Here is a 14070-nt window from a genome sequence, read left to right as displayed (position 1 = left end):
GGCGGCGCGGGCGGACTACTCCGCGCCGGGTTCCGTGGTGGTGGCGTCCGGGCCGGGTGCCGGGTCACCGGCACCGGCCGGCTCTCCGGGAACCGCACCGGATGCCCGGGGGCCGGGGTCCGGCGCGGCGACCACCCGGCCGCGCAGCAGCCGGAAGCCGTCGGCGTCGATCACCGGTGCGGGCAGGCCGGCGGCGGGGCGGTGGGCGCCCGGGGCGCGCAGACCGTCGAAGTAGATGTCGAGGTGGCGGTGGGCCAGTTCCTCGTCGTGCGGGAACCGGCCGCCGGGGAGCGGCCGGGAGAGCCGGATGATCATGAACGCGATGTCACCGACGGCGACGTCGGCGCGGACCAGCCCGGCCCGCCGGGCCCGGTCCAGCAGTTCCTGGACCGGCTCGACCGGATCGCCGGGGACCTCGGCGAGGAGCTCCGCCACGTCGAAGTGGCCGGCGAGGGCGGGCATCACCGAACCGATCTTGAGGTCGAGGGCCGCGTGCATACAGGCCCGCAGCGCCTCGGCCGGGTCCGGCTCGCCGTCCAGGGCCTCCCGCGCGACCCCGGTCAAGGCCGTGAGCACATCCACGGCCACCGCCCTGATCAGTTGTTCACGGTCCGGGAACCGCCGGTAGAGCGTGGCGATCCCGACCCCGGCGCGCCGGGCGACGGCGTCCAGCGGGGCGTCCGGACCCTGGTCCACGAAGATCTCGCGAGCCGCGCGCAGGATCTGCTCGCGGTTGCGGCGGGCCACCTCACGCATGGGCACCTCCCCGGCGGCTGCCGGCATGGACGTTCCGTCAGGTGGAGGATTTTCCTCCACCTGAAACCCAGTGTAGCGAGATCCCCGCCGTTATTCAGCACCTGATGAAATAAATCCGGGGACGTTCTCGGTGCCGCCGGCCACCTCGCGGCCCGGTGGCCTCGCGCGGTCCGGCCGTCCCGCGGCCCTGCCGTCCTGCCGGCTCGCCTTCCTGCCGTCCTGCCGTCGTGCCGTCTCGCCGTGCTGTCGTCCCGCCTTCCGACGGCCGGCGGGCGGAAGGGTCCGGCGGGCGGGCACGGGAGTGGACCGCCGGGGCGCGGAGGGGGCGGTGCGGGAGGCCCGGTGACGCGGCAGGCCCAGACGCGGCGGCCCGAGGCGGCGGGGCCGGCGCGGCCGGGGCGCCGGGGCCGGCGCGGCCGGGGCGCCGGGGCCGGAGCCGCCCGGCCCCGGCCCTCGCAGGACCAGGGCCGGGACCCCGGCACACGTAACACCGGCGCAGGACCGGCACGGAGAACTCCGGCACATGTCATGCCGGCGCAGGACCGGCCCGGTGAAGGCCGGCCGTACGAGACCGGCCCGGTAGGAGACGGGGAACGCGGAGACGGGGAACGCGGAAGCCCGGGCCGGGCAGGTCCGCCGGCGCCCGGGAACGCGGAAGGCCCGGTCCCCCCGCGGTGCGGAGGGGCCGGGCCCGGAGCGGCGCCGATCGCCGGTCAGCCGGTGAGGTTGACCGAGCGGGCGACGGTGGCGCCGATGTCGTCGGCGATCTCGGCGAGCACGGACGCCGGGATGGTGTCGTCCACGGTGAGCGCGACCAGCGCCTCACCGCCCGCCGCGGCGCGGGAGACCTGCATCCCCGCGATGTTGATGCCCGCCTCGCCCAGGATGCGGCCGAGGGTGCCGACCACGCCGGGCTTGTCGGTGTAGTGGAAGAAGGCCATGTGGTCGGCGAGCGCCAGATCCACGTCGTGCTCGCCGACCGCCACGATCTTCTGCACGTGCTTGACGCCGGTGAGGGTGCCGGAGATCGCGACCTCCTTGCCGTCGGCCAGGGTGCCGCGCACGGTGACCACGTTGCGGTGCTCGGTCGATTCCGAGCTGGTGGTCAGCCGCACCTCGACACCGCGTTCCTGGGCGAAGAGCGGGGCGTTCACGTAGGAGACGGTCTCGTCCACGATGTCCTCGAAGACGCCCTTGAGCGCGGACAGCTCCAGCACCTTGACGTCGTGCTGGGTGATCTCGCCGTAGACCTCGACGTCGAGCCGCACCGCGACCTCGCCCGCCAGCGCGGTGAAGATCCGGCCCAGCTTCTCGGCGAGCGGCAGGCCCGGACGGACGTCCTCGGCGATCACGCCGCCCTGCACGTTGACCGCGTCCGGCACCAGTTCACCGGCGAGCGCCAGCCGCACCGAGCGGGCCACCGCGATCCCGGCCTTCTCCTGGGCCTCGCCGGTGGAGGCGCCCAGGTGCGGGGTGACCACCACGTTGTCGAGCTCGAACAGCGGCGAGTCGGTGCACGGCTCCTTGCTGAACACGTCCAGGCCGGCTCCGGCGACCCGGCCCTCCTTCAGCGCGGCGGCCAGCGCCTCCTCGTCCACGATCCCGCCGCGGGCGGCGTTGACGATGCGGACCTCCGGCTTGACCTTGTGCAGCGCCTCGTGGCCGATCAGCCCCAGCGTCTCGGGGGTCTTGGGGAGGTGCACGGTGATGAAGTCGGAGACCTCCAGCAGCTCGTCCAGGGAGAGCAGCTTGACGCCCATCTGGGCGGCCCGGGCGGGCTGCACGTAGGGGTCGTAGGCGACGATCTTCATGCCGAACGCGGCCATCCGCTGGGCGACCAGGACGCCGATGCGGCCGAGGCCGACGACGCCGAGGGTCTTCTCGCTCAGCTCCACGCCGGTGTACTTGCTCCGCTTCCACTCGCCGTTCTTCAGCGCGGCGTTGGCCTGCGGGATGTTGCGGGCGGTGGCGATGAGCAGGCCGCAGGCGAGCTCGGCGGCGGTCACGATGTTGGAGGTGGGCGCGTTGACGACCATGACGCCGGCCTTGGTGGCGGCGGCGACGTCCACGTTGTCCAGGCCGACACCGGCGCGGGCGACGACCCTCAGCTTCCGGCCGGCGGCGATCGCCTCGGCGTCCACCTTGGTGGCGCTGCGCACCAGGATCGCGTCGACGTCGGTGATGGCGGAAAGCAGCTCGGCGCGGTCGGCGCCGTTGCAGGTCCGGATCTCGAAGTCCGGGCCCAGTGCGTCGAGCGTGGCGGGCGACAGCTCTTCAGCGATGAGTACGACGGGCTTGCTGGACGGAGCAGTGCTCACGGGTCTCAGTCCTCACTTGTCCTGGAAGCCCCTCCCGTGCCCCGGGGGGTGAGGAGGGGACGGCCGTCCCGACGGCCGAAGGCGGTGAAGGGGGCAGCCGCGTGGAAGACGCACGACACTGTGAGCCTGAACGCGCTTGTGGGATGCAGTGTAGTGGCGTCGGGCCGGGAGTCTTGTGCCGTTCCGGCAGGATCACACGCACGTGGCTGGACGCGCCGGACATGGCGTTCCGCCGGCCGGCGGACGGCCGGCGGGCGGCGCGACGGCGCGCGGGGCCGGTGCGCGGGCCGGCGCGGACGGGCGGCCGCACACCGCCTCCCGGTTCGCGGGCGCGGCACGGCCGCGCGATCCGGCGGGGCACGCGACGCTGCGCAACCCGGCGCGTGCCGCCCCCGGCGCGCCACCCTGGACGACGGCACGCCCCGCCCGACGGGGGCGCACCACCCCCGACGGCGGCGCACCACCCGGCGCGCGAGATGCCCGCCGGCGGGCGGCCCAGTACCGGGGCACCCACACGGCGGCCACGGGCCCTCGCGCCCGGCGGCCACGACGCCCCTGCCCGTCGGGCGCCGCGACGGGCCCTCGGCGGGCACGGCGGTACCCGCCCCAGGGGCGCCGCGACCGACGGCCGCGGACGGCGGACGGCCCAACCGCCGCGGCGACGGCACGGCGCGGGCACGGCGGCGGGGCGGGACCCGGTGCCGGGTCCCGCCCCGCCGTCAGCGTGTGCCGGTCCGGCTCACGCCTCGTCGTCCACCCAGCTCATGAGCTTGCGCAGCTCCTTGCCGGTGGTCTCCAGCAGGTGGTCGGAGTCGGCCTTCTTGTACTCGTTGTACTTCGGCAGGCCGGAGTGGTACTCCTCCATCCACTTCTTGGCGAAGGTGCCGTCCTGGATCTCGGCGAGCACCTTCTTCATCTCGGCCTTGGTCTGCTCGGTGATGATCCGCGGGCCGGTGACGTAGTCGCCCCACTCGGCGGTCTCGGAGACCGACCAGCGCATCTTCTCCAGGCCGCCCTCGTACATCAGGTCCACGATGAGCTTCAGCTCGTGCAGGCACTCGAAGTAGGCGATCTCCGGCTGGTAGCCGGCCTCCACCAGGGTCTCGAAGCCGGCCTTCACCAGGGCGCTGGTGCCGCCGCACAGGACCGCCTGCTCACCGAAGAGGTCGGTCTCGGTCTCCTCGGTGAAGGTGGTCTTGATGACGCCGGCGCGGGTGCCGCCGATGGCCTTGGCGTAGGACAGCGCCAGCGGGAAGGCGCCGCCGGTGGCGTCCTGCTCGACGGCCGCGATGCACGGCACGCCGCGGCCCTCCTCGTACTGGCGGCGGACCAGGTGGCCCGGGCCCTTGGGGGCGACCATGCAGACGTCCACCCCGGCCGGCGGCTTGATGAACCCGAAACGGATGTTCAGGCCGTGGCCGAAGAACAGCGCGTCGCCGTCCTTCAGGTGGTCCTTCACCGACTCCTCGTAGACCTTGGCCTGGATGGGGTCGGGGACGAGGATCATGATGACGTCGGCCTCGGCCGCCGCCTCCGCGGGGGTGACCACGCGCAGACCCTGCTCCTCGGCCCTGACCCGGGACGCGGAACCCTCGTGCAGACCGACCCGCACATCGACCCCGGAGTCGCGCAGCGACAGCGCGTGGGCGTGCCCCTGGCTGCCGTAGCCCAGGACCGCGACCTTGCGGCCCTGGATGATGGACAGGTCGGCGTCGTTGTCGTAGAACAGCTCGGCCACTTCGGTTATCTCCTCGGTATTCGGATGGTGCGTCCCACCGTATGACGGCCGGACGGTGAGCAACGGCGCGGTGCGCGCGATGCCGGGCGGGCGGACTCCCCCGCGGGGGCGGCCACCGGTCGGGTGGCCGCCGCGGTACCGGCGGGGCGGATGGCGGCCGGTACCGGACCGCGGGTCAGGCGGACCGGTCCAGGGCCCGCAGGCTCCGGTCGGTGATGGAGCGGGCGCCCCGCCCGATGGCGATCGTGCCGGACTGCACCAGCTCCTTGATGCCGTACGGTTCCAGCATCCTGAGCATGGCTTCGAGCTTGTCGCTGCGGCCGGTGGCCTCGATGGTCACGGCCTCCGGTGAGACGTCCACCGTCTTGGCCCGGAACAGCTGGACGATCTCCACGATCTGGGACCGGGTCTCGTTGTCGGCCCGGACCTTCACCAGCACCAGTTCGCGCTGGATCGCGGAGGAGTCCTCCAGTTCGACGATCTTCAGAACGTTGACCAGCTTGTTGAGCTGCTTGGTGACCTGCTCCAGCGGCAGCTCCTCGACGTTCACCACGATGGTGATGCGGGAGATGTCGGGGTGCTCGGTGACGCCGACGGCGAGCGAGTCGATGTTGAAGCCGCGGCGGGAGAAGAGGGCGGCGATCCGGGCGAGGATGCCGGGGGTGTTCTCCACCAGGACGGAGAGCGTGTGCTTGGACATGGCCTTGGGTCGTCTCTCTCAGTCGTCTGCGTTGTCGCCGAAGTCCGGGCGGACGCCCAGCGCCGCCTGGATCTCGTCGTTGGAGGTGCCGGCGGCGACCATCGGCCAGACCATGGCGTCCTCGTGGACGATGAAGTCCACCACCACCGGGCGGTCGTTGATGGCGTTGGCCTCGGCGATGACCTTGTCCAGCTCCGCCGGGTCCTCGCAGCGCATCGCCACGCAGCCCATCGCCTCGGAGAGCTTCACGAAGTCCGGCACCCGGGTGCCGGCGCCGGACGCGCCGCCGCCCTCGGGGCCGGAGTGCAGCACCGTGTTGGAGTATCGCTGGTTGTAGAAGAGGGTCTGCCACTGGCGGACCATGCCCAGCGCGCCGTTGTTGATGATGGCGACCTTGATCGGGATGTTGTTGAGCGCGCAGGTGACCAGCTCCTGGTTGGTCATCTGGAAGCAGCCGTCGCCGTCGATCGCCCAGACGGTGCGGTCCGGCCGGCCGGCCTTGGCGCCCATCGCGGCCGGCACCGCGTAGCCCATGGTGCCCGCGCCGCCGGAGTTCAGCCAGGTGGCGGGCTCGTCGTAGTCGATGAAGTGGGAGGCCCACATCTGGTGCTGGCCGACCCCGGCGGCGAAGATCGTGCCCTGCGGGGCGAGCTTGCCGATCCGCTCGATGACCTGCTGCGGGGAGAGGGTGCCGTCCGCGGGGAGGTCGTAGCCGAGCGGGTAGGTCGCGCGCCACCGCTCCAGGTCCCGCCACCAGTCGGCGTACCGGTCCCGGGCGTGCGGTCCGGCGTGGCCGGCGTCCAGCTCGCTCTGGACCGCGACCACCAGGTCGGCGATGACCTCCCGGGCGTCGCCCACGATCGGCACGTCGGCGGCGCGGTTCTTGCCGATCTCGGCCGGGTCGATGTCGGCGTGCACCACCTTGGCGTGCGGCGCGAAGGAGTCCAGCCGACCGGTGACCCGGTCGTCGAAGCGGGCGCCCAGCGCCACGATCAGGTCGCACTTCTGCAGTGCGGTGACGGCGGTGACCGAGCCGTGCATGCCGGGCATGCCGATGTGCTGGCGGTGGGTGTCGGGGAAGGCGCCGAGCGCCATCAAGGTGGTGGTGACCGGGGCGCCGGTCAGTTCCGCGAGCACCTTCAGCTCGGCGGTGGCGCCGGCCTTGAGCACGCCGCCGCCGACGTAGAGCACCGGGCGCCGGGCGTGGCCGATCAGCCGGGCCGCCTCCCGGATCTGCTTGGCGTGCGGCTTGGTCACCGGGCGGTAGCCGGGCAGGTCGGTCTGCGGCGGCCAGCTGAAGGTGGTGCGGGCCTGGAGGGCGTCCTTGGCGATGTCCACCAGCACCGGGCCCGGGCGGCCGGTGGAGGCGATGTGGAACGCCTCGGCGATCGTCCGCGGGATGTCCTCGGCCCGGGTCACCAGGAAGTTGTGCTTGGTGATCGGCATGGTGATGCCGCAGATGTCCGCCTCCTGGAAGGCGTCGGTGCCGATCGCCTTGCTGGCCACCTGGCCGGTGATGGCCACCAGCGGGACGGAGTCCATGTGCGCGTCCGCGATGGGGGTGACCAGGTTGGTGGCGCCCGGTCCGGAGGTGGCCATGCAGACGCCGACCTTCCCGGTCGCCTGGGCGTATCCGGTGGCGGCGTGCCCGGCGCCCTGCTCGTGCCGGACCAGGACGTGGCGGACCTTCGAGGAGTCCATCATCGGGTCGTACGCGGGGAGGATCGCACCGCCCGGAATGCCGAACACGGTGTCGGCCCCGACCTCCTCCAGGGAACGGATGAGCGACTGCGCGCCCGTGACGTGCTCGACGTTCGCGGGCTGCTGCTGCCCGCCGCTACGGGCCCGCGGCTGCGGATGGTGGGACCCGGAGGCCTGCTCGGTCATCTGCGTTCTCTTCTCGAAGACGAGGGTGTGTGCGGGGCCCTGCGGTGGGCTCCCGCCAGGTGTTTTGCGGGGTTTTGCGGGGTTCGGTGCAACAAAAAACCCCTCGTGCCGTGAGGCAAGCGAGGGGAGCGCGTCGGGGAGGTCCGCTGGGCCGCCGTGGCCCTGCTTCAGCCGACGCGCTGTCCAAGTACGAGAATTCGGGTGCGCATGGCATCGACCCTCCCCCCGACGCGGGGTGGGTGTCAAGTGGGTGGGACGGGCGTCTCAGCATTTGAGCGCAATGGCGTATGCGGGTGACCGTCCGCGCGCCGGCCGGCGTGCGGGGCGCCCTGGTGCGGCACCCCGCCGTGCGGGGCCACGGGATGGGGCACACCGTGCGGGGCGACCGGGTGGGGCACCCCGCCGTGGCCCACGCCCGGGTGCACGGCGGCGACGTGTCCGCCGCCCGGGTGACGCACCGGCAGCGCCCCGCCGACCAGCACCGGTTCCTCCACCCGGGGCACCGGGAAGCCGCCGCGGGCCAGCGCCCGGCGCAGCCGGGGCTCGTCCAGCGGGCCGGAGAACGCCATGCCCTGGGCGTGGGTGCAGCCCATGGCGCGCAGCGCCACGATCTGCTCGGGCATGTCCACCCCCTCCGCCACCGACTGCATGCCCAGGTCCCCGGCGATCCGCAGCAACCCGGAGGTGATCTTGTGCAGCCGGGAGGACTCCACCACGCCCTCCACCAGCCCGCAGTCCAGCTTGAGGATGTCCACCGGGAGCCGGCGCAGCGCCCGGATGGCGGCGTAGCCGCTGCCGAACCCGTCCAGCGCGATCCGCACCCCCAGGCGGCGCAGCGCGCCCAGCCGGTGCTCCAGTTCCTCCAGCGGCACCCTGGGGTCGCTGTCGGTCAGCTCCAGGATCAGCGAGCCGGACGGCAGGCCGTGCCGGGCCAGCAGGTTCTCCACGCCCCGGGCGGGCATCGAGCGGTCCACCAGGCGGCTCGCGGGGAGCCGGACCACCACCGGTACCGGGTGGCCCGCCTGGCGGCGCCGGGCGGCCTGTTCCACGGCCTCCTGGAGCGTCCAGCGGCTCAGCTCGGCGGTCCGGGCCGCCTCCTCCGCGCCGCTGCCGCCCCGGCCCCCGGAGGCGACGCGGAGGAACTCGGCGGGGGTGAAGAGGATGCCCTGCGCGGAGCGCCAGCGGGGCTGGGCGGCGAGGGCGGCGATCCGGCCGGTGGCCAGGTCCGCGATCGGCTGGTGCAGCAGGACGAACTCGCCCTCGTTGAGCGCGGTGCGCAGCCGGGTGGCCAGTTCGGCGCGGCGCTCCACCTCCGCCTGCATCTGCGGGGCGTACAGCTCGACCCGGTTCTTGCCGCCGGACTTGGCGCGGTACATGGCCAGGTCGGCGTTGCGCATCAGGGCGCCGGGGCCGGTGCCCGGTTCGGCGAAGGCCACGCCGATGCTGGCGGCGACCCGCACCTCGGTGCCGCCCTCCACCACGTAGGGCTGGGAGAGCGCGACCCGCAGCCGGTCGGCGATCTCCAGGATGCGGCACTCCCGGGTGGCGGGGTCGTCCTCGCCGTCGCCGGTGATCAGGGCGGCGAACTCGTCCCCGCCGAGCCGGGCGGCGCAGTCGCCGGAGCCGGAGCGCACCGACTCCTGGAGCCGGCGGGCCGCCTGGACCAGCAGTTCGTCACCGGCCTGGTGGCCGACGGTGTCGTTGACCGCCTTGAAGCCGTCCAGGTCGATGTAGAGCACGGCGGTGCCGGCGTCGGTGCGGCGGCGGCCGGCCAGCGCATGCCGGACCCGCTTGGTGAACAGGGCGCGGTTGGGCAGGTCGGTGAGAGGGTCGTGCTCGGCGTTGTGCTGGAGCTGGGCCTGCAGCCGCACCCGCTCGGTCACGTCGCGGCTGTTGAGGATCAGGCCGCCGTGGTGCCGGTTGATGGTGGACTCGACGTTGAGCCACTCCCCGGTGCCGGAGCGGAATCTGCACTCGATGCGGGTGGTGGGCTCCTCACCGGGCGGGGAGGCCAGGAAGCGGCGGACCTCGTGCATCACCGCGCCGAGGTCCTCGGGGTGGATGTGGGAGGCGAGCCCGGTGCCGACGAGTTCGTCGGCGTCGCGGCCGTAGACGCCGGAGGCGGCCGGGCTGACGTAGCGCAGCACCCCGTTGGGCGCGGCGATCATGATGACGTCGCTGGAGCTCTGCACCAGGGAGCGGAAGTGGTTCTCCTTCTGCGCCAGTTCCTGGGTGAGGGCCAGGTTGTCCATCAGCATGATGGCCTGCCGGATCACCAGGGCGAGCACCACCGCGCAGGCGGTGATGATCACGGTGGCGTCCACCGGGCGCCGGTCGAGCACGTTGTAGAGCACGCTCAGGGTGCACACGCCGGCCGCCAGGTAGGGGGCGAGGGCGGCGAGCGAGCCGCTGATGGGCCGGCCGGCCGGGGCGGGCGGGGCGGGGGCCGCTCGGCGCGCTCGGCGGGGGGCCGGGCGCCGGGACCCCGCCCAGGGGGCGTAGCCGAGCAGCACCGAGCCGGCGAACCAGCCGGCGTCCAGCACCTCGCCGGAGCGGTAGTGCTCGCGCAGCGCCGGCAGGGTGAACAGGGCGTCGCACAGCACGGTCAGGGCGAGCGCCCCGATGGCGATGTTGATCGCCGAGCGGTTCACCCCGGAGGGGCCGCGGTGGAGCGCGATCACCAGGCTGACCAGGACGATGTCCAGCAGCGGGTAGGCGAGGGAGAGCGCGGTGCGCGGCACTCCGGCACCCGCCACCCCGATCTGGCCGCGGTGCGCGAGGGCGAGGCTCCAGCAGAGGGTGAGCAAGGATCCGGCGATGAGCCAGGCGTCCAGCCCCAGGCAGACCCATCCGGCCCGGTTCACCGGGCGCTTGGCGAGCACCAGGAGGCCCACGATCGCGGGCGGGGCGAAGAGCACGAAGCAGAAGTCGGCCGCCGAGATGGCGGGCACCGGCCGGCCGGCCACCACCTCGTACCAGCCCCACACCGCGTTCCCCAGGCCCGCCATGGCCGAGGAGACGGCGAAGAGCGTCCAGGCGGGGCGGCAGCGTCCGGTGCGCGTGCGGCCGTACCAGAAGCAGGAGACGGCGGCGCCGAACGCGGCGGCGCTCAGCCCGAAGTCGCCCATCACGACGGCGAGCCGGGGCGATCCCCAGCCCAGCAGGGCCCCGGTCGCGTAACCGCCGCAGACCAGGGCCAGGAGCAGCTGCGGGAGCAGTCCCGCGCCGCCGCCGGAGGCCACCGGCGGGCGGGCGAGGACGGCACCGGTGGCGCTCACCGGACGGCCCTCCGGGGCGCGTGGCTCCGTATCCCGGGCCGGTGTGCCACACGTCGCGCACGGGCGGGGAAATGCCGCCGTCGCTGCCTGAGTCGCGTCGGGTCGTTGATCCATCGGCTGTCCATCGCCCGTCGCCCCCCTCACGTTCCGGTCCTTCGCTGCCACCGTCCGGTATCAGGCGCAGCCCCCGCTCGGGACGATACACCAACCGGTCACACAGGGACATAGGTCATCTACGGAGCGTAATCGTCAGGAGTCCCTACGGATACGCACCGCACACGGACGGTCTCGGTGCGTGGTGCCAGTGGCAAACACCGGCCGGCACCGGGGCCCCGGACGGCACTCCGGGGCCGGGGTTCCGGGGCCCTCACCGCCGGTCCCGTACCGGCCGGAGGGGCCTCCACCGTCCCAACCGCCCCGCCCGTCCCGGCCGTTGGCGCCGGCCGTTGGCGGGGGCGGGCGGCGCCGCCGGTCACCGGTCGCGGCGGCCACCGGCCGGTCAGCCGGTCGTGGCGACCACGTGCCGCAGCGGCTCGCCCGCCGCGAACCGCTGGAGCTGCCCGCGCAGCAGCCTCAGGGCGCGCGGCCGGAAGGCCGAGGACGGTCCTCCCACGTGCGGGGTGATGAGTACCCCTGGAGCCTGCCACAGCGGATGTCCGGCCGGGAGCGGTTCGGGGTCGGTGACGTCGAGCGCGGCGCGCAGCCGGCCCGCGTGGAGCTCCGCCAGCAGCGCCCCGGTGTCCACCACCGGCCCCCGCGCCACGTTCACCAGCAGCGCGCCGTCCTTCATCCGGCCCAGGAAACCCGCTCCGACCAGGCCACGTGTGGCTTCGGTGAGCGGTGTGCACACCACCACCACATCGGCGCCGGGCAGCAGTTGAGGCAGCTCGTCGATCGGGTGCACGGGACCGCGCTCCGCAGCACGGGCGGAGCGCGCGACGCGCACGACCCGCTCACACTCGAAAGGCGTGAGCCGGTCCTCGATCGCGCTGCCGATCGCCCCGTAGCCCACGATGAGGACGGTCCTGTCGGCGAGCGCCGGCCGGAAGCCGGGGCGCCAGGCGCCCTCGTCCTGGGCGCGGACGAACCCGGGGATGTCGCGGAGGGCGGCGAGGATCAGGGTGAGGGCGAGTTCCGCGGTGGACGCGTCGTGCACCCCGCGGGCGTTGCACAGCCGGACCCCCGGCGGGAGCGAGTCCAGGGCGGGCTGGATGTCGTCCACCCCCGCGGTGAGGGTCTGGACCACCCGCAGCGAGGTCATGGCCGGCAGCGGGCGGCGCGCGACCTGTGCCCCCTTCATGTAGGGGACGCAGTAGAACGCGCAACGGGCCGGATCGGTGGGGAAGTCGGGCCCGCCGTCCCAGTGCGCGTACTCCAGCCCGCCGGGTACGTCGCCGATCTCCTCGGGGTGGTACGGCAGCCACACCAGGGGGCGTCCGGTGCCACCGGGGCCCGGGACGCCGGGCGCGGTGGGGTGCGCGGTCCGGTCGGTGCCGGATCCGCCGGTGCGGTCGGTGTCCGGGCGGCCGGCCCGGTCGGCGCGGGGCACGCCGCTGTGATCTGCGCTCATGCCAGGAGGCTATGCGAAGGCCGCCTGACCGCAGACGTTAGTTTGGGGGATCGCGGATTGGGAGGGGTCAGGCCACGTGGAGCGCAGGAGGATCGGGGCGACGGCGCTGGAGGTGGGCGCGATCGGCCTGGGGTGCATGCCGATGAGCTGGGCGTACACCGCGTCGCAGCGGGACGGCGAGAGTTCGGAGCGTGCCCTGCACACCGCGCTGGACCTGGGCGCCACCCTGCTGGACACCGCCGACATGTACGGCCCGTTCACCAACGAGCGGCTGGTCGGCCGGGTGCTGGCCGAGCGGCGGCGGGACGCGTTCGTGGCCACCAAGTGCGGGCTGCTGGTGGGTGACAACCATGTGGTGGCCAACGGGCGGCCGGGCTACATCAAGCGGGCCTGTGACGCCTCGCTGCGCCGGCTGCGGACCGATGTGATCGACCTGTACCAGCTCCACCGGCCCGATCCGGAGGTGCCGGTGGAGGAGACCTGGGGGGCGATGGCGGAACTGGTCGCGGCGGGGAAGGTGCGGGCGCTGGGGCTGTGCGCCTTCCAGAAGGGCGGCAGACGCGTCCACCGGCGGGGCCCGGCGGCCCCCGGCCGGCAGGGCACCCACGACGCCACCGTCCGCCAGCTGGAACGGCTGCAGCAGATATTCCCGGTGGCCGCGGTGATGGCCGAGCTGTCCGTGTGGTCCCCCGAGGCGCTCGACACGCTGGTGCCGTGGTGCGCGGCGCGCGGGGTGGGGTTCCTCGCCGCGATGCCGCTGGGGAACGGTTTCCTCGGCGGCACCCTGACCCCCGGTCAGGGCTTCGAGCCGGACGACGTACGGGCCCGGCACCCGCGGTTCACCGCGGAGATGATGGCGGCCAACCAGCCGATCGTGGCCGGGCTGCGCCGGGTGGCGCGCCGGCACGGGGAGCAGGTCACCGCGGCCCAGGTGGCCCTCGCCTGGGTGCTCGCCCAGGGCGGTCACGTGGTGCCGGTGCCGGGCACCAAGCGGGAGCGGTGGGTGACGGAGAACTGCGCCGCCGCCCAGCTGTCGCTGCGCCCGGAGGACCTCGCCGAGATCGCGGCGCTGCCGCCGGCGATGGACTCCTGGGACTGACCGGCCCCTCCGCCCGGCCGGCCGGCTCCCCGCGGGAGGCCCGTACCGGTGCGCGCCGGTCCGGGGACGCTCCGCGCTCCCCATGACGGGGCACCCGTGACAGGGCGCCTCCCGGCACGAGTCACGTCACGGCAGGAGGCGCGTCACCACTGCCCCGGGACGTCCGGTCACGGACCGTTTCCGGACTTTTGACGCCCCGGCGGCCCGAGGACACTCCGCGGCCGATGGACGCGCCCTATGCTTCTACAGTCGTGTAGAGACAACGAGGGCGGACCGGTTGCTCCCGGCCGCCCGCGGGTGCGCATGCGGGGGCGTACGGCGACCGCGCGGCGCCGCGAGGCGCGCCACCGGTGTTGTCACCCGTCATCAGCCTGGGAGGGCACATGGCTTCGATCGATCTGGACAAGGTGCTGGACAAGGCGTGGGCGGACAAGGGTCTGACCGAGATCCTCGCCGCTCCCGTCTCGGCGCTGAAGGGGGTCTCCGACCGTGACGGCGAGCTGCTGAAGGAGGCGTTCGGCATCACCACCGTCGCCGAGCTGGCCGAGCTGAAGTACGTCCGCTGGGCGCAGGCGCTGGCCGCGCTGGAGACGGCGAGGTAATCGACCCGGCGACGTCGGTCGCCTCCCGGGTCGCGTGGTGCCGCGGGGGCCCCGCCCCGGCGCGGGGCCCCGCGGCGCCGCGCCCCGCTCCCTCGCCGCACCTGTCGACGCACCTCGTCCGC

9 protein-coding genes are annotated in these 14070 nt (G+C 73.8%); 2 read left to right on the top strand and 7 right to left on the bottom strand.

Going from position 1 to position 14070, the window contains the following annotated elements:
• Positions 1–15: 15 nt before the first annotated feature.
• The 7 genes from IHE55_RS21305 to IHE55_RS21275 all read right to left on the bottom strand — a co-directional run bounded on the left by IHE55_RS21305 (position 16) and on the right by IHE55_RS21275 (position 12247).
• Complete coding sequence (locus tag IHE55_RS21305) at positions 16–756, bottom strand: TetR/AcrR family transcriptional regulator (protein WP_232265652.1); 741 nt, start codon at positions 754–756, stop codon at positions 16–18.
• A 713-nt stretch (positions 757–1469) separates the two neighbouring features.
• Positions 1470–3074 (bottom strand): phosphoglycerate dehydrogenase, encoded by a 1605-nt coding sequence (gene serA, locus IHE55_RS21300; protein WP_197990485.1) that lies wholly within the window; start codon positions 3072–3074, stop codon positions 1470–1472.
• A 739-nt stretch (positions 3075–3813) separates the two neighbouring features.
• Positions 3814–4812 carry a ketol-acid reductoisomerase gene (gene ilvC / locus IHE55_RS21295; protein WP_197990484.1) on the bottom strand — a complete coding sequence of 333 codons (999 nt, stop codon included), beginning with the start codon at positions 4810–4812 and terminating at the stop codon, positions 3814–3816.
• Between the two features lie 175 nt (positions 4813–4987).
• Positions 4988–5512 carry an acetolactate synthase small subunit gene (gene ilvN / locus IHE55_RS21290; protein ID WP_197990483.1) on the bottom strand — a complete coding sequence of 175 codons (525 nt, stop codon included), beginning with the start codon at positions 5510–5512 and terminating at the stop codon, positions 4988–4990.
• 18 nt (positions 5513–5530) lie between these two features.
• On the bottom strand, positions 5531–7399 hold the full coding sequence (locus IHE55_RS21285; protein WP_197990482.1) for an acetolactate synthase large subunit: 1869 nt from the start codon (positions 7397–7399) through the stop codon (positions 5531–5533).
• 242 nt (positions 7400–7641) lie between these two features.
• Entirely contained in the window at positions 7642–10677 is a 3036-nt protein-coding gene (locus IHE55_RS21280; protein ID WP_197990481.1) for an EAL domain-containing protein, read from the bottom strand.
• A 499-nt stretch (positions 10678–11176) separates the two neighbouring features.
• Positions 11177–12247 (bottom strand): 2-hydroxyacid dehydrogenase, encoded by a 1071-nt coding sequence (locus tag IHE55_RS21275; protein ID WP_197990480.1) that lies wholly within the window; start codon positions 12245–12247, stop codon positions 11177–11179.
• A 76-nt stretch (positions 12248–12323) separates the two neighbouring features.
• On the opposite strand from IHE55_RS21275, the gene IHE55_RS21270 reads away from it, so the two are divergent.
• A complete protein-coding gene (locus IHE55_RS21270; protein ID WP_197990479.1) occupies positions 12324–13346 on the top strand; it encodes an aldo/keto reductase in 1023 nt (340 codons plus the stop codon).
• 383 nt (positions 13347–13729) lie between these two features.
• A complete protein-coding gene (locus IHE55_RS21265) occupies positions 13730–13948 on the top strand; it encodes a hypothetical protein (protein WP_197990478.1) in 219 nt (72 codons plus the stop codon).
• Positions 13949–14070 lie beyond the last annotated feature (122 nt).

Origin of the sequence: Streptomyces pactum, assembly GCF_016031615.1 — a bacterium.
Lineage (GTDB): Bacteria > Actinomycetota > Actinomycetes > Streptomycetales > Streptomycetaceae > Streptomyces > Streptomyces pactus.
Note: the sequence above shows the minus strand (reverse complement) of the source record. Positions and strands in the feature narration are given on the sequence as shown.